Raw genomic sequence first — 18,623 nt, 5'->3', positions numbered from 1 at the left:
TCGCGCGGATCGGGGCGCTGCGGCAGGGGCTCAGCGCGGGCAGATCAGATCGGCCACGATCTGCGCCTGCAGGCCGATGAGCTCCTCGCCGACGGCCACGGCATCCGGCCCGAGCTGGCCGAACACGTGCGCGCTGATGATCCCGACCAGCGCGCTCCAGGCGGCCACGGCCCGCAGGGCCACCTCCGGCGGGACGTCCACGCCGAGCTCGGCGGCCGCGTCCTCGAGGAGGCGAACCGCCTCGGCCGGGAGGGGCTGCGGCGCGTCGGCGCCGGCACCCGTCGCGGCGTCGGCACCCGTCGCGGCGTCGGCACCCGTCGCGGCGTCGGCACCCGTCGCGGCGTCGGCACCCGTCGCGGCGTCGTCCAGGCGGGCATCGGCCGCATCGGCGGCGTCGGCGGCGTCGGCGGCGTCGGCGGCGATCTCCAGCAGCCGCGCCATCACCCGGGTGCCGGGGGCGGTGGTGGACTCCGCGGGCGCCGCGTAGCCCCGCACCGGCGTGCCGTAGAGCAGGGTCCAGCGCTCGGGATGGGCCAGCGCCCAGGCGGTCATCGTGCCGGCCAGGGCGAGGAACCGGGTGCGGGGGTCGGGGCTCGCCGGGCCAGGGCCCGCCGGGGCGGGGGCGTCCGGGTCGAGGCTCCCATGGTCGCGGTCTGCCTGGTCGAGGGCGGCGTCCACGCGGTCCGCGAGCTCGGTGAAGGCATCGGCGATCAGCAGGGTCAGCAGCGCGTCACGGCTGTCGACGTAGCGGTAGATCGCGGAGGAGACCATGCCCAGGCCGCGGGCGATCTCGCGGACGCTGAGCTCCGCCGGGCCGCGCTCGACGAGCTGCGCGCGGCCCAGCGCGAGGATCCGGGCCATGGTGCGCTCGCGGGCCTGCGCCCTGCTCATGCCGGAGGGCTGCCGGGTCGAGCGGGACGGGGCGGAGCCCTCGGGCGGGTCGGCGGGCGGGTCGGCGGGAGCGGTCATCGCCCCATCGTGCCACACACCGAGAGCAGTGCTCTTGACTCCGCAGCGAGAGCGGTGTTCACTGAACCCGTCACAACCGAGAGCACTGCTCACAGTTTCTGGAGGCTCCCATGCACCACCTCGTCATCGGCGAAGGCCAGATCGGCCGCGCGATCATCGAGCACGCCCTCGCAGACGGCGACCAGGTCACCATCCTGCGACGCCGCGACGCCGCCCCCGAGCCGCCGCTGCGCCGGGTGCGCGGCGATGTGCAGGACCCGGCGGCGCTGTCCGCCGCGCTCGAGGGCGTCGAGGCGATCCACGCCTGCTTCCACGCCCCCTACGACGCCCGCATCTGGCGGCGCGACCTGCCGCCGCGCGAGCTCGCCGTGCTCGACGCCGCCGCCGAGCGCGGCATCCCCGTCGTCTTCCCCGAGTCGATGTACGGCTTCCAGGGCGCGGCGCGGCGGCTGTCCGAGGGGGCCGCGTACAGCCCGCAGGACGCCAAGGGCGAGGTGCGGGTCGCGCTGATGGAGCAGCGGCGCCGGCACCCGGCGCGCACGCTGAGCATCGTCGCCGCGGACCTCCTCGGCCCCACGGCGGTGGGGACCGGCGCCGCGGTGGTGTGCACCCTGCTCATCGAGCGCATGGTCGCCGGGGCGCGGCCGATCGTCTTCGGCGACCCGGCGGCGCCGCACGTGCTGACCTTCATCCCCGACCTGGCCGTGGCGATGCTGCACGCCGCGCGCCATGCCGAGCGCCTGGCCGGCGCCGCGGGCGACGCGGTGCTGCATGCACCCTCCGCCCCGGCCCGCTCGCAGGCGGAGCTCATCGCGGCGACCGCCGCGCAGCTCGGGACGCCCGCGCGGTGGGCCCTGCGGATCCCCCGCACCGCCCTGCGCGCCGCCGCCCCGGTCAGCACCTTCGCGCGCGAGCTCGCCGGGATCTCGGGCCTCTGGTACGCGCCGTGCACCCTCGAGCCCGGGATCCTCCAGGAGCAGGAGGGGCTGCGGCCCACGAGCTGGGAGGAGGCACTGCGCCGGACCGTCGCCGCCGCCGTTGCCCCGGCGGGCGCCGAGGCCGGGCCGGTCCCCGCGGCGCGCTGATCCCGGCGGGCCCCACGCCGGCCGGGGCCTGCCGGCACGGCCCGTGCCCGGATGCGGCATGCTGGGAGGCGGGCCCGTCCCGCTCGGACCCGCCCCGCAGCCCGCTCGGAAGGAATCCCGCCATGTCCCGTTCCCGCGTCCTCGTCGTCGGAGCCAGCGGCCTGATCGGCTCCACCGTCGCCGATCTCCTGGACCAGCGCGGCCACGAGGTCGTGCGCTCGTCCCGGTCCTCGGGCGAGCGCGCGGACCTCACCGACCCCGCCTCGATCGAGGCGCTGTTCGAGCGCATCGGCCCGGTGGACGCCGTGATCGCCGCGACCGGCTCCGTGCCGTTCAAGCCCCTCCCGGAGCTGGGCGTGGAGGACTTCCGGGCCGGGATCCTGGACAAGGCGCTCGGGCAGATCGCCCTGGTCACCCTCGGTGCGCCCCGGCTGCGTCCGGGCGCGTCGTTCACGCTGACCAGCGGAATCCTGGCACAGAGCCCCGTGGCCACGGGCGCAGTGGCCTCCGCCGCCAACGGGGCGATCGACGCCTTCGTGCGCGCCGCGGCGACGACCCTCCCCGGCGGCGCCCGCATCAACGCGGTCAGCCCGACCGTGCTCGCCGAGGCCGAGGGCTATCACGCGAGCTTCCCCGGCTTCGTGCCGGTGCCCGCCGCCACGGTCGCCCAGGCCTTCGTCCGCTCCGTGGAGGGCGTGGAGACGGGTCAGGTCTTCGCGGTCTGAGCGCTCGGCCGGACGCCGACGGGCTCACCACGATGGCCGACGGGCCCTGACGATCTGCCTCGCGGCGACCGCCAGGGCCCGACGGCACGAGCGGATCACATGTAGTCGATCGCGATGGACCCGTCCGCCGCGAAGACGACGGACGCCGAGATCGAGAAGGACGTCGTGCGCGTCTCCTCCGTCGTCGTCCCGTCCCACTGCTCGTACTGATAGGTGAAGACGGCCTCGCCCGATCCGTACTCGGATTCCGCGTAGAAGTACCCCTCGCCCATGTTCGTGAGCGTGACCTCCGGATAGGTGGTGATGCTCCAGGTCCCCGAGTCCGCGCCGTAGACATAGGTGCTGAACGGGCACCCGTCGGGCTCGGTGACCTCCTGCTGCGCGCACTCGTCGAGATCGGCGACGACCTGGGCGGAGACCGCCTTCTCGCCCTCCGCGTTGACCTCGTAGCTGGGGAACGCGTAGGCGGGCTCGACCGGATCCCCGCCGGCCGAGATCGAGAACTCGATGGGCATCTGGTCGAGGTAGGGGCTGTCGTTCGGGTACGTGACGGTGTAGCGGCCGGGGAGGACGGGCAGCCGTGCCATCTCGAAGCCCTCCTCGTCGATCTCCGTCGGAACGTCCTGGAGATCGACGCTCACCCCGTTGACCTCGATGACGCGCGACCCGTCCATCGGGAGGTAGGTGTAGACCTCCGCGAGCTGCACGTCCTCGAGCTCCCAGTGCGGGAAGAGCAGGAACGAGCGCCCGGTCCGCTCCAGGACGAAGACCTGCTCGGAGCGCACACCGTCCTGCTCGAGCGTCGCGGTCACCGTGGCGATCTCCCCCTCGGTCTCGACGCTGTCGATCGTGTACCCGCTGATCCCGCCCTCGGTCGCAGCCCCGATCTGATCGGAGAGCAGCACGCGCTGGCCGTGGGACACGTTGGGCGGCGAGATCGAGACGGCCTGGCCGTAGTCGCCATCCTGCACGGCGCCGAGATAGGCCTCGACCTGCTTGCCCGGGCTGAAGAACATCGAGCTCACGACACCGATCGCGATGGTCGCCGCCACGGCGAGGACAGCGAGCGTCCCCACCGCGATACCCCCGGCGAGCACGCGCCGCCGTGCCTTCGCAGACAGCGGACGGGCGACGGCGGCGGGCGCCGGGACGGGAGCGGCGACCGGGACGGCCGCTCGCTGATGCGGTGCCGCAGACGCAGGGGTCGCAGGATCTGCAGCCGGACCTGCGTCGCCCGGCATGATCCCGTACTGCCCCGGCGCCGGCGGCTCGGTCTCCGGGACGGGCACGGGACCGCTCGGGGCCGTCGCCGCGGACGCGGCGGGACGGCGGAACCAGGACAGCATCGCCGCCGGGACGAAGGGGGCGAGGATCGGAGCGAGGAATCGTGAGGAGACCTCGACGACTGCTCCGGCGATCCCGAACAGCACCGGGGTCCAGGGCGCGAGCGAGAGGGCGGCGCGGCCGTCCCCGACGGTGCTCGCCTGGACGGAGATGCCGACGTGTGCGAGGACCAGCGCGATGATGCCGCCGACGAAGAACACGACGGGCAGCGCGGTCCACGAGATGAGGAGGGCCGCAACGCTTCCGGGCACGATGCTGCGGGCGTGGTTCCAGAGGACGGAGACGCCGACGACCACGGCCAGGCTCAGCAGCAGCGTCGGAAGCCACACGTACCACTCCAGGTCGAAGACGGTGAACCACTCCGTCGCTGCGCCGCCGCCGACGAGGTCCACCACGCTGCCGGAGATTCCGGCCGAACCGCTGGAGAGCGCGCTGAGCCCGGTGGCGTAGGCGAGGAGATGGCCGAGCAGGAGCGGCACGGCGAAGAGAGGCGCGAAGACGGCGCCGATCTCTCCGTCGGCGATCGAGGTCACGGCGTGGGCGAGCCAGATCCAGATCCCGACGACGACCATCAGCGCGAGGGCGTGCACGGCCATGAGGCGGGCCCCTGCGGAGAGATCGGCGACCACGGGCCACCAGGCCGGCCTGGGGGCCCCGCGCAGCTGCCCGAGCAGGAGCGACGCCGACCCCAGCAGCCATGCACCGAAGAACGCGTCCGGGCCGGCGGCATGGACGCTGAAGTCGCCGATCCCCCCGGTCGGGATGGGCTGCGCCGCGATTCGGGCCGCGACGAGGACGACCAGCGCCAGGACCAGGCCCCCGAGGACCGAGTTCACTGCGACCCCCAGCAGGCGCGAGGCCGGCTGGCGCCTGCGGACGAAGCTGCCGCCCAGGAGGCACGTGACGACGAGCGCCGCGGTGACCAGGAACGGCAGGAACCGCAGGCTCATGGACACCTCGCCGGCGAACGGAATCATGGCGTCGAGGCCGTAGGAGCCGAAGGTCCCCAGCGCGACGACCTGGAACGGGAGGCGGATGAGCGCCCCGATGCCGGTGAACGCCTCCTCCGCGCCGAGGACCTCCTGGCCGAGGTCGCCGGTCGCCTCGCCGCCTCCGACGATCGCGACACCGATCCCCGCGGAGAGGAGAGCGAACACGGCGGCGATGAAGGCCACCAGATACCCGACCCCGGCGACGGCGAGCGACGGCAGGGGGTTGACCAGCCCGATCGCGCTCAGCTGGCGACCCAGCTGTGCGGCGGCATCGGCGGCCTGTCTGCTGGCATCCGCTCCCGTCACGCCGGGTCCGGAGGCGGGGGTCCCCGCGGCGCCGGCGACTCCGACCGCGGGAGCGGGGGCCGGGCCCGTCGTCGGCCCCGGCGGCCCGGGCGGCCCAGGCATCGCAGCAGGCGCGGGACCCGGTGCCGGAGCCGGCGTCGGTGCGGATGCGCCGGCGTCCGGCTGTCCGCTGCCGGGCGAGGACCAGTCGTACGGATCGTCGGGCCCCGTGCGGCCTCCTGGACCAGGCTCGGCGCGTTCGGGCATGTTGTGGTCGTCGTTCATCGTCTCCCTTTCCCACCAGGGTCCCCTGAGCATCCGATTCCCCCGGATGCCTCGCCGTGTCGGCGTGTTCGCAGGGCGCTCCCTGCTCGTCACCAAGTACCTCACAGGAACGGCGGCGAAGGGAAGTCGCGACGACGGATGTGGACGGGCGCCGGCCCGCCGCGCTGAGAGCCCCGGCTCAGCGCCGCCAGAGGTCCCAGGGCTGCGCGCCGGGCCGGAAGCCGAAGGCCTCGACCATGGCCATCGCCTCGGGGAAGCCGTGGGCCAGGGTGCGCGCCTCGTGGGAGTCGCTGCCGATGCTCACGGCGCGGCCGCCCTCCTCGCTCCACCACTGCGGCATCCACGGCTGCAGGCGGCGGGTGTTCATCTCCAGCGCCCGGCCGCTCGCCGCGATGGCCCGCATGGCCGTGCGGAACTCCTCCTCGAAGCGGCGCGGGTCGAAGGGGCCGGCCTCCTCCTCGGGCCAGTACCGCACCGCGTAGTCGAGGTGGGTGACGATCTCGAAGGGCTCGTCCCCGGCGACGAGGGCGGGGACCTCGGCGAGGTAGCGGCGCATCACCGCATCGGCCGGCATCCGGCGGTAGAGCGTGTTGGGCTCGGCGCGCAGGCCGTCGAACTCCAGGGTGTGCAGGGAGCCGATGATCCGGTCGAACATGTCCAGGTCCAGCTGCGCCCGGGCGGCCTGGATGCGCAGATGCGGCTGCCCGAACTCGAGGCCGGTGCCGATGCGCAGCTGCGGGAACGCGGCGCGGCAGCGCTCGATGCTCTCGAGATAGCCGTCGACGTCGAAGCGGGGGACGGCGACGATTCCGTCGGCGCCCAGCAGGTGGCGCTCGTGGTCGCCGAAGTCCTCCGCGTCGCTCATCCACGCATCCTCGAGGTCGAGGTGCTCGGTGAAGAACAGGGCGGGCAGGCCGATGCGCACGGCGCGGGCGCACGTCGCCTCCATCGTCCCGCGGGCGGCGGAGCCGGGACCGCCGGTGTCCCAGGAGAACTCGCTGTGGACGTGGCTGTCGGCGCTCAGGCTGGTCATCGCCCCAGCGTGCCACAGCGCGGGGCGGGCTCCCGGGCACGGGCCCGCGCGCGGACGGAAGTTCGCCGAGCGCCCGCGCACCGCGGTGACTGCCGGTTCGTGAGCAGATCTTGATCCTCCGCTCATTTTCGCCCAGGATTGTCGGACTGCCCGCCCGCCCCCTTCCCCCCCTCCAGGAGCGACCCCGTGCTCTCCCGTCTCGCCGACTCCCTCGAGAAGGTGCTGGGTCCGGACGCCCCGCGCCCCGCCGCCGCCCCCGCCGGTTTCCACGCCTCCGGCTTCCTCGGGGAGACCCTGTCCTTCCAGATCGCCCTGCAGCTCGAGGACGGCGACCCGGCCGACGGCGCCCTGCGCCTCGAGCTGGACGGCCCGCTGGCCGAGCATGCGCAGATCAGCGTGGTGCGGCGGGTGCCGGTCTCCTTCCCCGCCCCCGCCCCCGAGCGGGCCGATGAGCACTACCTCGTCACCGAGCCCGGCGAGTACCCCGACCTGCTGGAGCCGGTGGAGGACGGCCGGGTCCGCGTGGGCACCGGCGTCTGGGAGGCGCTGTGGATCGATGTGCGCGTCGAGGACGAGGCCGCGGCGGGCGAGCACGAGCTGGCCGTGCATCTGCATGCCGCGGACGCATCGGCCGCGCAGCCGCTCGCGTCCCATCGGGCGCGGATCCAGATCCATCCGCACCGCCTGCCGGAGCTGTCGATCCTCAACACCCACTGGCTGCACGCGGACAGCCTCGCGGTGCGCTACGGCGTCGAGGTGCTCTCCGAGGAGCACTGGCGGCTGCTGGAGGCCTACCTCGCCGCGGCGCGCGCGATGGACGTGAACTCGGTGCTCACGCCGGTGTGGACGCCGCCGCTGGACACCGCCGTCGGGCACACCCGGCCCACCGTGCAGCTGGTGGGGATCCGCGAGGACGCCCCCGGGCAGTACTCCTTCGACCTCTCGCAGCTGGACCGCTGGCTGCAGATCTGCGCCGATGCCGGATTCCGGGCGCTGGAGATGGCGCACCTGTTCACCCAGTGGGGCGCCCGATGCACCCCGAAGATCGTCGTCCAGACGCCGCAGGGCCCGCAGGAGCGCTTCGGCTGGCACGTCGAGGCGACCGATCCCGCGTACCGGCAGCTGCTCGAGCAGCTCCTGCCCGCGCTGCGCGCCCACCTGGACGCCCGATGGGACGGGCAGGTGCTGTGGCACATCAGCGACGAGCCTGGCGAGGAGGATCTCGCCCCCTACGAGGCGGCGCGGGCGCAGGTCACCGACCTCCTCGAGGGGGCGCAGGTGGTCGACGCGCTGAGCTCCTTCGAGTACGCCTCGCGCGGACTGGTCGACACGCCGATCGTCGCGACGAACCACGTCGAGCCGTTCCTCGCCGCCGGTCGCCGCCCGTGGGTGTACTACTGCGTCTCGCAGGGGAAGGACGTCTCCAACCGCTTCATCGCCCTGCCCTCCGTGCGCAACCGCGTGCTGGGGCGGCAGCTGTTCGTGCACGGCGCGCCCGGATTCCTGCACTGGGGCTTCAACTTCTGGTGGGCCCAGCACTCCCTGCACGCCATCGACCCGTTCGAGGACACCTGCGCCGGCGGCGCCTTCCCCGGCGGCGACCCCTTCGCCGTGTACCCGGGCCCCGACGGCACGCCCTGGCTCTCGATCCGCTACCGGGTCCTCGCCCAGGCCATGGCCGATCACCGCGCGCTGAGCCTGCTCGCCTCCCTCGCCGGGGCCGATGTCGCCACCCGGCTCGTCGACGAGGGCGGCACGCTCACCTACTCCTCCTTCTCCTACGACGTCGACGCACACCTGGCGGCACGACGGGCCGTCGACGAGGAGATCGTGGCGCGCCTCGCCATCGCCGGGAGCGAGAACGGCCGCTGAGGAAGGGGGCAGGATGGGCGTCTCGCGCGAGTCCGCCTCTTTCCGGGCGACGCTCGAGAGACGGAAGACCCTGGCGCTCGGGATCCTGGCGATCGTGGCCGTCGGCGCGTGCGTGATCAGCCCCGTGACGGACAGACGCGCCTACCTGCCGCGACAGCGATCATGGGGGCTGCGAGATGAGCACGGCGCGCGAGGGCTTCGGAAGGTCTCTTCTGCTCACAGCCATCAGCTACCCCCTGTTCGCACTGGGGCTGGTCATCCTGTTCGCCGGCCCGGAGGTCGCCGGAGCGGTGCTGACGGCGTGCGGGACCTTTCTGATCGCCACCACAGAGGTCTGCTACAGCATTCAGAAGCTCCGCGCGACATAGCGCGTGCGGCGAAGGCGCACCGGGCGGAGTGCGGACCGAATCGGGGGAAGTGCGGACAGAGAGGTTCCCGGGTTCTTCCGAGCCGCCGTCGCACCCATGAGGTCCTCCGGCTCAGCTCCCGCCCAGCAGCAGGGCCATCTCCCCGGTGTCGCTCCACTGGATCGTCCCGGTGACGGTGAATGGAACCGTCACCGAGATGCGCGGGTCGTAGAGCCCGGAGGTCGTGTCGAGATACGTGAAGGTCGCGCTGCCGGCCTCGGGCTGGGAGCGCACGGTGAGCAGGCCGTCCAGGTTCTTCTCGATCTCCACCTCCGGGACCACGTCCACCGTCCAGCTGCCCTCGGTGACGTGCGCTGGGACATCGGCGGCGAAGGGGCAGCCCAGCGGCGCCGGGGAGGTCGATGCCGCGCAGGCGTCGAGCTTCTCGGCGAGCTTCACGCGCGCCTGATCCTGCCCCTGCTCGCTGAGCTCCCACTCCGGCCAGGTGTCGTAGGGCAGCCCCGCCCACTCCCCCGTGGCGTGGACCGTGGTGGGCAGGGACGTGATCAGCTCGCTGTCCTCGATGTCGTACAGGATCTCGTAGTCGCCGGGGAAGACCGGCAGCAGGGCGACGTCGAGCTGGTACTCGACGTCGGTCTGCGTCACCAGCCCGGCCAGGCCCACGCTCACCCCGTTGACGGTGAGGCTGTCGACCTCGCTGCTGATGAAGACCTTCAGCATGTCGTGGGCCGGCGGCTCCAGCACCCAGCGGGGGAAGAACGCCACCGCCGAGCGGAGGCGATGCAGCGTGAACTCGTGGATCGTGACCACCCCGTCCTGCTCGACGCGCGCGGTGACCTGGGCGTCGTCGCCGCTGCGATCGACCTCGAGGATCTCGTGGCCGCTCAGGCGGTGGCTGGTCGAGGCACCGATCGCATCGGTCAGCAGCAGGCCGTTGGTGACCCCGTCGGGCCCGGCGAGATGCGCTGCGGCGTCCGAGAACCTGCCCTCCTCCAGAGCGGTCAGGTACGCCGCGACCTGGGCGCGCGGGCTGTGCAGGCCGCGGTTGAGCGCGCCGAGCGCGAGGGCGGCGCCGGCGACCAGCACGATCGCCATGCCCAGCACCGCGACGCGCAGCAGCAGGCGCGGGCCGCGGGGCTCCGTCGCGGACGGGTCGGCGCGGACCTCCGGTGCGCGGCCCTCGGGTGCGCGGGCCGAGCCCGGAGGATGAGCGCCGGGCAGGTCGCCGTGCGGATCGCCGGGCAGGGCGAGGCGACGATCGCCGGGCGGGGCGGCGAGGGGAGCCCCCGGCAGCGCGTGGGGTGCGCCCGATCCGATGATCGGATCCGGGGATATCGGGGTGCCCGGGTCCCACGGGTAGGCATGCGTGGCCTCCGGGGCCGAGGAACCAGCCTGTCCCGGGCGGTCGCTCGTCCCGTCCGCATCCGTGCCCGGCTCCTGATCTGTCATCGCACCCCCTGCGCGGACGCCCCCGCTCCCCTCCGGCCATCGTGCCCGCTGCCCGCGCGCCCGACAAGGGACGCAACCGGATCGTGAACGAAGGTCGGCCCTGCCGGGTCCTGCGGCATCGCTGCAGGCAGACCGCGAACGCACGGCCCATCGGCGACGGCCGGGAGCATGGCTGCCCGTCCGCGACGACGCGGCGGGGTGCCGCGCGCGCGACGATGCGGCCTGCACGGCACGCCCCGGGTGACCGGGGCGATGCCGCACAGGCCGCATCGTCTTGGGCGTCGTTCACGCCCCCTCCGCCATCGGCGGAAGGATCCTGCGTCAGACGAGCGCCGGCTCCTGGGCGGCCGCGCGGACCTGGAGGGTGGCCTCGACGAGGTTCTTCAGGCTGGCCTCGGTCTCGGCGTAGCCGCGGGTCTTCAGGCCGCAGTCGGGGTTGACCCACAGGCGCTCGGCGCCCACGGCCGCGCGGGCGCGGGTGAGCTGCTCGGCGATCTCCTCGACCGAGGGCACGCGCGGGGAGTGGATGTCCCACACGCCCGGGCCGATGCCGCGGGGGAAGGCCTCCGGGTCCAGCGCCTCGACGATCTCGCCGCGCGAGCGCGCCGACTCGATCGAGGTGACGTCCGCGTTCAGGGCGTCGATCGCGTCGACGACGACGTTGAACTCCGAGTAGCACAGGTGGGTATGGATCTGCGTGGCCTCGGCGACCCCGGAGGTGGCCAGGCGGAACGAGGCCACCGACCAGTCCAGGTAGGCGTCGTGGTCGCGCGTGCGCAGCGGCAGCAGCTCGCGCAGGGCGGGCTCGTCCACCTGGACGATGCCGATGCCGGCGGCCTCGAGGTCGTTCACCTCGTCGCGCAGGGCCAGGCCCACCTGGGCGGCGGTGTCGCCGAGGGGCTGGTCGTCGCGCACGAAGGACCAGGCGAGGATGGTCACCGGGCCGGTGAGCATGCCCTTGACGGGGCGCTGCGTGAGGGACTGCGCATAGGTCGCCCAGTCCACCGTGATCGGGGCGGCGCGGTGCACGTCGCCGAACAGGATCGACGGGCGGGTGCAGCGCGAGCCGTAGGACTGGACCCAGCCGTGCTCGGTGGTGGCGAAGCCCTCGAGGTTCTCGGCGAAGTACTGGACCATGTCGTTGCGCTCGGGCTCGCCGTGGACGAGGACGTCCAGGCCCAGCTCCTCCTGCAGCGCGATGACGCGGGCGATCTCGTCCTTCATCGCCTGCGTGTAGGCGGCGTCGTCGATCTGGCCCTTCCGGTGGGCGGCGCGGGCCTTGCGGACCTCGCCGACCTGCGGGAAGGAGCCGATGGTCGTCGTCGGCAGCTCCGGCAGGCCGAGGGCCTCCTGCTGTGCGGCGGCGCGGACGGAGAACGCGGCGCGCTCGGTGTCGGCGGCGGTGACGGCGGCGGCGCGCTCGCGCACGGCCGGGACCTGCACGCCCGCGAAGGTCCGGGCCACGGACAGCGGGCCGTCCACCGACCCGGCCGCGACCGAGCCGGAGGCGAGCTCGACGACCTCGGTGACCTTCTGGTCGGCGAAGGCGAGGGTCTCGCGCAGCTCGGCGGGGAGCTTCGTCTCGAGGGTGACGTCGTGGGGGACGTGCTGGAGGCTGGTGGAGGTGCCGACCACGACGCCGCCGGTGCCGCCCGCCTGCTCGAGGCGGGAGGCGAGCTCGGCCACGCGGGCCGCGGCGGTGCCCAGCTCCGCGCGCCAGATGTTGCGGCCGTTGATCACGCCCGCGACGAGCTGGGTGGCGCCGGCGCCGGCGAGGTCCTCCACCGCGGGCAGCTGTCCCTTGACGAGGTCGAGGTGCAGGGCCTCGACGCCGGAGGCCAGCAGCGCCGGCAGCACGCCCTCGGGGTGGCCGTAGCCGGTGGTCACGAGGATCGCGGGACGGTCCGCGGCGGCCGCGAGGACCGCGGTGGACTGTGCGACCAGCTCGGACAGCTCGGCCGGGGTCAGACGCTGATCGGCCGAGAGCGCGGGCTCGTCGATCTGGACCCAGGCGGCGCCGGCCGCGCGCAGGGCGGCCAGCAGCTCGACGTACACGGGCACGAGGTCCGCGAGGCGGGTGATCGGGTCGAAGCCCTCGGGGGCGTCATCGGCCGCCTTGGCCAGCAGCAGGAGGGTCAGCGGGCCCACGATCACGGGGCGCACGGAGTCGCCGGCCGCGGCGGCCTCGCGCACCCAGCGCACCAGCTGGTCGCCGGCGAGATCGAAGGCGGTGTCGGGGCCGATCTCCGGCACCAGGTAGTGGTAGTTCGTGTCGAACCACTTGGTCATCTCCAGCGGCGGGCGCTGCTCGTCGCCGCGGGCGAGGACGAAGGTGGAGGCCAGGGAGATGCTGCCGTCCTCTCCCTGGAGGTCGGCGAAGCGGGAGGGGAGGGCGCCGACGGTGACCGCGGCATCGAGCACCTGGTCGTACCAGGAGAAGGACTCGGGGATCGCGCCCTCGCCGGCGAGTCCCAGCTCGGCCAGGCGGGCACGGGTGGCGGCGCGCAGGGTGCGGCCGGTCTCCTCGAGGGCGGCGAGGTCGCTGCGGCCGGCCCAGTAGGACTCCTCGGCCTTCTTCAGCTCGCGGTTCGGGCCGATCCGCGGGTAGCCGAGGATGGTCGCTGCGGGCAGGGCAGGGGTGCTGGTCATCGGGGGTTTCCTTCGGTGGGGTCGATCGGACGCGCGGTCCGGGGGTGGACGTGCCGGCCCGCCCTCACGACCGGGCGGCCGTGCGGGTGGGGACGGGAGCAGATGCGGCGGGGGCCGCCGGGAGGGTCAGACGCCGACGGGCTCGCGGGCCCATCGGCCCAGGTCCAGCCGGTCGAGCACGCCCAGGGCGTCGACGTGCTCGTTGAAGGTGAACAGGTGGACGCCGGGGGCGCCGTCGTCGAGGACGGCACGGATCAGGTCGACGCTCGCAGCGATGCCGATCCGCCGCCGCTCCTCGGGGCCGGAGGCCGTCTCCAGGGCGTGCAGGTGCTCGGCCGGGGCGTGGACACCGGAGAGCTCGGCGAAGCGGGTGAGGCGGCGCACCGAGGTCATCGGCACGAAGCCGGGGATGATCGGGATGGTCACGCCGGCGCGGCGGGCGCGGCGCACCAGGTCGCTGTACTCGGCGGGATCGAAGAACGCCTGCGTGATGGCGAAGTCCGCGCCGGAGCGCTCCTTGGTCAGCAGCACCTCGATGTCGTGCTGGTGGGTGGGCGACTCGGGGTGGCGCTGGGCGTAGGTCGCCACGCCCACCGCGAGGCGGCCGGCGGCGAGCGTCGCCGTCTCCTCCCGCTCGATGCGGCGGATCAGCTCCACCAGGTAGCGGGCGAAGGGGAACTCGTCGTCCCGGGTGTCGTAGCCCGGGGGGATGTCGCCGCGCAGGGCGAGGATCCCGCGCACCCCGAGCTGCATCAGGGTGCGGATGGACACGGAGAGATCCGCGGCGCTCGAGCCGACGCTGGTCAGGTGCACCAGCGGCCGCAGCCCGGTCTCGGAGAGGATGTGGTCGGTCAGCTCGAGCACCCGCGGGAAGTTGGTGCGCGCGGACGCGCAGGTGACCGACACGTAGTCGGGCTGGGTGCATTCGAGGGCGGCGACGGTGCGCCGGACCTTCTCGAGCGAGGCGTCCCCGCGGGCGGGGAACAGCTCGTAGCTGAGCGCAGGACGGCGCGACCGGGGGGCGGGGGCCTCGGCGCGCGATGCGGCCGGGGCGGCCCCGGCGCCGGCGGCGGCGTCGTGGGGGACCTGCGGAGCGATGGACATGTCGGCGACGATATGCGGAAGGCGCGCCGCAGCACACCCATCATGACGGACCGTGAACCTGACCGGTGTCATCCGGCCCGGGCATCAGCTGTCCCGTCGCCACTGCCCGGGGGCGGCTGCTCTCAGGAGGTGTGGACGTCGTGCGGGATCGGCCGCGTGTCGTCCTCGAGGTGGACCCAGGCGCAGGGGGTGTACCCGCCCTCGATGACCTCCGGGCCGCCGACGGGGTTGTCGAAGCCCACGTGGACCAGCATCCAGTGCGGACGGAACAGCCACGGCGTGCCCCACACGTCCACCTCGCCGAAGGTCAGCGGCGGAGGATCGGTGAGCGCGGCGCCGCCCTCCGCCGGGGCGTCCTGCAGCACGTAGTCCTCGACCGGGAACTGGGCGTCCGTGCCGTCGCGCTGCGGGCAGATCCCACCGTGCCCCTGCATCCCCCCGGTCAGCACCGGCCATCCGTCCACGACCGTGACCTGTCGCGTGACCTGCACCGGCCCGTCGGAGGCGCAATCCTGCTCCAGGCCGTCCTGGAGACGCAGCGACTCGGTGACGACGAACGCCCCCTCCGCGGAGGAGATCTCATGGATGCTGTCGCCGCAGCGGGCCATCCGGGCGATGGGGTTCTCCACCTGGACGGGCTCCTCGGCCTCCGGATCCCACAGCCAGATGTACCAGATCTGCTCGAACCCCTGGCCGTCGGTGATCTCGAGAGCGGCGAAAGCGTCCTCGTGCCCGTCGCCGTCGACGTCCGTGTACTCGATCTGCGGGGCGACGACGATGGTGCGCAGCCCCTCGTGGGTCGCCGGCGTCAGCACCATCTCGTGCACGCTCTCCCGCCACGGGACGGAGGCCAGGTCGGCGTCGCGGATGGTCGGGCCGTCCGGGCTCTCGGCCGGGGAGGACGCCGGATCGTCCGCGCCCGGCGACGTCGCATCCGGCTCGGCATCGGCCGGGGAGGACGTGGACCCGCCCGCGTCGGAGGACTCGGCCGCGATGATGCCCGGGGGCCCGGAGGAGCAGGCCGCGGCCGTCAGGCAGAGCGCCGCGAGCAGGGCGATGCCTCGCGGGGCGGAGCCTCGCGCTCGGGAGCGGCGTGCCCGGGCCCCGCGCGACCGGGGGCGGGCTGGTCGGGAACGGGACGAGCTGATCATGGCGGGTCCTCCCTGCGCCCCGGCATCCGCAGCCGCGACGTGCAGCCAGGATAGGGAGACGGCCCCGTCGCGACCCTCCGGTACGGGTCACCATCGGGCAACGATCGGCGCCGCCGGACGGGCATCGGCCGGCGGATCGGCGGGCCGGACGCCGGCGGGCCGCGGGCGACCGGTGCGGGGAATGCGGCGAGGACCGGTTCTATTCCCGCCTGTGCGGAGAGGGATACCACCGGGGAAATCCCTGGCCGGTCCCGCCCCGGCGTCCCTAGACTGCGGGCGTGCAGACCTCGCCCGCTCCCGCCCCGCAGGCCCTCGCCTCAGACACCATCTCCCCCCGTGACCGCAGCGTGATCGCCCTGCTGCTGATCAGCGCCTTCGTCGTGATCCTCAACGAGACGGTGCTGTCCGTCGCGCTGCCGCCGATCATGGACGACCTCGGCATCACCGAGACCACCGCCCAGTGGCTCACGACCGGGTTCATGCTGACGATGGCCGTGGTCATCCCGATCACCGGCTTCCTCATGGGCCGCTTCTCGACCCGGCAGGTCTTCACCCTGGCGATGACGACGTTCAGCGTCGGCACCCTCATCTGCGCGATCTCCCCGACGTTCCTGCCGCTGCTGCTGGGCCGCATCGTGCAGGCCTCCGGCACCGCGATCATGATGCCGCTGCTCATGACCACCGTGATGAACCTGGTGCCGGCCTCCCAGCGCGGCCGCACCATGGGCAACATCTCGATCGTCATCGCCGTGGCCCCGGCCGTCGGCCCGACGATCTCCGGGCTGATCCTCTCCCTGGCCCCCTGGCGCTTCCTGTTCATCGCGGTGCTCCCCATCGCGCTGATCGCGCTGCTGCTGGGCCTGCGCCGCATCGAGAACGTCCAGGAGTCCACGGCGACCCGCGTCGACCCGCTGTCGGTGGTGCTCTCGGCGATCGGCTTCGGCCCCCTCGTCTACGGCCTGACGGGCATCAGCGGCGGCGGGCACGGCGCCACCGAGGCGGCCACCGCGGGCGGCCCGCCCGTCGCGGCGATCGTGGCCCTGGTGATCGGCGTCGTCTCGCTGCTCCTGTTCGTGCTGCGCCAGCGGAGCCTCCAGCAGGCCGATCGCGCCCTGCTGGACCTGCGCACCTTCGCCTCGCGCAACTTCACCGTCGCGATCGCGCTGATGGTCGTCATGATGGGCGCCATGTTCGGCACCATCGTGCTGCTGCCGATCTTCCTGCAGCGCGTGCAGGAGCTGAACACCCTGACCGTGGGCCTCATGCTGCTGCCCGGCGGCCTGCTGCAGGGCCTCGCCGCCCCGTTCGTGGGACGCCTCTTCGACAAGGTCGGCCCGCGCCCGCTGCTGATCCCGGGCCTGGCCGCGGTGACCGTCGGCATCCTCGTGCTCTCCCGCGTGCCCGAGCAGATCTGGATGATCGTGGCCGGACACATCATCATGTCCGTCGGCCTGGCCTTCGTGTTCACGCCGCTGTTCACCACCGCGCTGGGCTCGCTGCCGCGCCACCTGTACCCGCACGGCTCCGCGATCGTCGGCACCGTGCAGCAGGTCGCCGGTGCGGCGGGTGCGGCGCTGATGGTCTCCGTCATGGCGCGCATCTCCGCGGGGACGATCTCCGACGGCGGCACCGCCCTCGAGGGCATCTCCGCGGGGACGTCCTTCGCCTTCACCATCTCGGCGGTGCTGGCCGTGATCACGGTGGTCATCGCGTTCTTCGTGCGCCGCGCGCCGGAGGAGGCCCCCGCCTCCCCCGCGGCCCATGCCGAGGACGTGGAGCTCGCCGGGCCTGCCGACCAGGGCTGACCTCCCTCACCGCCGGCCTCCGCAGCTCGTCGCTCGCGCGAGATCGACCCCCGCTCCCCTCGGGGCGCGCCACATCGACCAGAGCTTCCCGTCGCGGGAAGCTCTGGTCGATCTCGCGTGGTGCGAAGAGCAGCGAGGAAATCATGCGGATGGTAGCGCACAAGGCATGCGAATGGTAGTGCAGGAAGCTTGCGAATGGTAGCGTAGCCGCCATGGAATACCTTCCTCGAGCAGTGGACCGGGTGCTGGACGAGCTCATGGAGGATGCTGCAGCGATCTCCCTCGACGGGGCCAAGGGCGTCGGGAAGTCCGGCACCGCCCTTCGGCGCGCAGACCACGCGTGGTTCCTCGACGACCCGGACCAGGCGATGCAGCTCCAGGCGGACCCGCGGTTCATCTCGGCGCCGGAGGGCACCCTCCTCCTCGACGAATGGCAGCTGGACCCGCCCATCTGGGACTCCGTCCGGCGACGCGTGGACGAGGGAGCCCCTGCCGGCCGATTCCTCCTCACCGGGAGCGCGTCCCCCGCGTCCGCACGAGGCACCCACAGCGGCGCAGGGCGGATCCTCTCGCTGCACATGCGGCCGATGGCCCTGCACGAGCGTCGCGGCGCCGCGACGACCGTCCGGCTCGCGGATCTGATGGCCGGCGACGCCGAGATCGCCGGTCGCTCCTCCTGGTCCCTCGCGGACTATGTCGACGCGATCGTGGCGAGCGGGTTCCCCGGCATCGCCTCGGGGCCCGCGCGCAGCATCGGGCGCCAGCTCGACTCGTACCTCGCCCGCATCATCGACCGCGGGATCCCCGACCTGGGGGCATCGGTGAGGCGACCGCAGACCTTCCGGAGGTGGCTCGCGGCATACGCGGCGGCATCCTCGACCACGACGAGCCACGCGAAGATCCTGGAGACGGCAGCGAGCGAGGACGGGTCACGGCCCGCCAAGACCACCGCGATCGCCTACCGGGATCATCTCGCGCAGCTGTGGGTGCTGGACGAGGTCCCGGCCTGGGAGCCCTTCCGGGTGTCCCTCGGCCGCATCTCGCAGAGCCCCAAGCATCAGCTCGTCGATCCCGCGCTGGCGGCACGAGCGCTGGGCCTCTCCTCGTCCGCGCTGCTGTCGGCGCGCGGGGCGCACATGATCGGACCGCTGTTCGAATCGCTCGCCACGCTCAGCGTGCGCGCGGCCGCGCAGGTCGTCGACGGGAGGGTCGGTCACCTGCGCAGCCGCAACGGGGACCGCGAGGTCGACCTGGTCGTGGAAGGGCCGGACGGCCGCGTGGTCGCGTTCGAGGTGAAGCTGTCGACGACGGTCCGTGATGACGACGTGCGCCACCTGCTCTGGCTCCGCCGGCAGCTCAGGGACGATGTCGCCGATCTGGTCGTCCTCACGACGGGCGAAGCCGCCTATCGCCGGCCCGATGGCGTCGCGGTCATCCCCCTGGCGCTCCTCGGACACTGATGCCCCCGGGCCCGACCTGGTGCCGCCGACCGGACGGCTGGCCGGTC

The 18,623-nt window shown here is 73.4% G+C and carries 13 protein-coding genes; 6 read left to right on the top strand and 7 right to left on the bottom strand.

Annotation, left to right across the window (positions count from 1 at the left end):
* Positions 1-30: 30 nt before the first annotated feature.
* Positions 31-969, bottom strand: coding sequence for a TetR/AcrR family transcriptional regulator (locus tag BF93_RS07230; protein ID WP_084148347.1), 939 nt, complete (start codon positions 967-969; stop codon positions 31-33).
* Between the two features lie 110 nt (positions 970-1,079).
* Here BF93_RS07230 and BF93_RS07225 point away from each other — a divergent pair, with 110 nt between their 5' ends.
* Both BF93_RS07225 and BF93_RS07220 read left to right on the top strand, forming a co-directional pair.
* On the top strand, positions 1,080-2,054 hold the full coding sequence (locus tag BF93_RS07225) for an NAD(P)H-binding protein (protein ID WP_038371647.1): 975 nt from the start codon (positions 1,080-1,082) through the stop codon (positions 2,052-2,054).
* Between the two features lie 122 nt (positions 2,055-2,176).
* On the top strand, positions 2,177-2,779 hold the full coding sequence (locus BF93_RS07220) for a short chain dehydrogenase (RefSeq protein WP_038371646.1): 603 nt from the start codon (positions 2,177-2,179) through the stop codon (positions 2,777-2,779).
* 95 nt (positions 2,780-2,874) lie between these two features.
* Here the strand turns inward: BF93_RS07220 and BF93_RS07215 are convergent, their stop codons facing one another.
* Together BF93_RS07215 and BF93_RS07210 are read right to left on the bottom strand one after the other, a co-directional pair.
* A complete protein-coding gene (locus BF93_RS07215; RefSeq protein ID WP_038371644.1) occupies positions 2,875-5,421 on the bottom strand; it encodes a threonine/serine exporter family protein in 2,547 nt (848 codons plus the stop codon).
* 442 nt (positions 5,422-5,863) lie between these two features.
* On the bottom strand, positions 5,864-6,718 hold the full coding sequence (locus tag BF93_RS07210; RefSeq protein ID WP_038371643.1) for a PHP domain-containing protein: 855 nt from the start codon (positions 6,716-6,718) through the stop codon (positions 5,864-5,866).
* Positions 6,719-6,904: 186 nt separating this feature from the next.
* Here BF93_RS07210 and BF93_RS07205 point away from each other — a divergent pair, with 186 nt between their 5' ends.
* Together BF93_RS07205 and BF93_RS07200 are read left to right on the top strand one after the other, a co-directional pair.
* Complete coding sequence (locus tag BF93_RS07205; RefSeq protein ID WP_038371642.1) at positions 6,905-8,590, top strand: glycoside hydrolase domain-containing protein; 1,686 nt, start codon at positions 6,905-6,907, stop codon at positions 8,588-8,590.
* Between the two features lie 176 nt (positions 8,591-8,766).
* Positions 8,767-8,958, top strand: a complete 192-nt coding sequence (locus BF93_RS07200; RefSeq protein WP_038371641.1) for a hypothetical protein — start codon at positions 8,767-8,769, stop codon at positions 8,956-8,958.
* A 111-nt stretch (positions 8,959-9,069) separates the two neighbouring features.
* Here BF93_RS07200 and BF93_RS07195 read toward each other — a convergent pair whose 3' ends face one another.
* The 4 genes from BF93_RS07195 to BF93_RS07180 all read right to left on the bottom strand — a co-directional run bounded on the left by BF93_RS07195 (position 9,070) and on the right by BF93_RS07180 (position 15,311).
* Positions 9,070-10,407 (bottom strand): hypothetical protein, encoded by a 1,338-nt coding sequence (locus tag BF93_RS07195; protein WP_038371640.1) that lies wholly within the window; start codon positions 10,405-10,407, stop codon positions 9,070-9,072.
* A 321-nt stretch (positions 10,408-10,728) separates the two neighbouring features.
* Positions 10,729-13,056 carry a 5-methyltetrahydropteroyltriglutamate--homocysteine S-methyltransferase gene (gene metE, locus BF93_RS07190; RefSeq protein WP_038371638.1) on the bottom strand — a complete coding sequence of 776 codons (2,328 nt, stop codon included), beginning with the start codon at positions 13,054-13,056 and terminating at the stop codon, positions 10,729-10,731.
* Between the two features lie 126 nt (positions 13,057-13,182).
* Entirely contained in the window at positions 13,183-14,160 is a 978-nt protein-coding gene (locus BF93_RS07185; protein ID WP_084148346.1) for a methylenetetrahydrofolate reductase, read from the bottom strand.
* Between the two features lie 122 nt (positions 14,161-14,282).
* Complete coding sequence (locus tag BF93_RS07180; protein ID WP_038371636.1) at positions 14,283-15,311, bottom strand: hypothetical protein; 1,029 nt, start codon at positions 15,309-15,311, stop codon at positions 14,283-14,285.
* 278 nt (positions 15,312-15,589) lie between these two features.
* Between BF93_RS07180 and BF93_RS07175 the strand changes: the two genes are divergently transcribed.
* Entirely contained in the window at positions 15,590-17,116 is a 1,527-nt protein-coding gene (locus BF93_RS07175) for a DHA2 family efflux MFS transporter permease subunit (protein ID WP_084148345.1), read from the top strand.
* A gap of 212 nt (positions 17,117-17,328) precedes the next feature.
* Positions 17,329-18,576: an ATP-binding protein gene (locus tag BF93_RS07170; RefSeq protein ID WP_038371635.1), complete on the top strand. Its 1,248-nt coding sequence runs from the start codon at positions 17,329-17,331 to the stop codon at positions 18,574-18,576.
* Positions 18,577-18,623 lie beyond the last annotated feature (47 nt).

The organism is Brachybacterium phenoliresistens (assembly GCF_000576425.1).
GTDB lineage: Bacteria > Actinomycetota > Actinomycetes > Actinomycetales > Dermabacteraceae > Brachybacterium > Brachybacterium phenoliresistens.
Note: the sequence above shows the minus strand (reverse complement) of the source record. Positions and strands in the feature narration are given on the sequence as shown.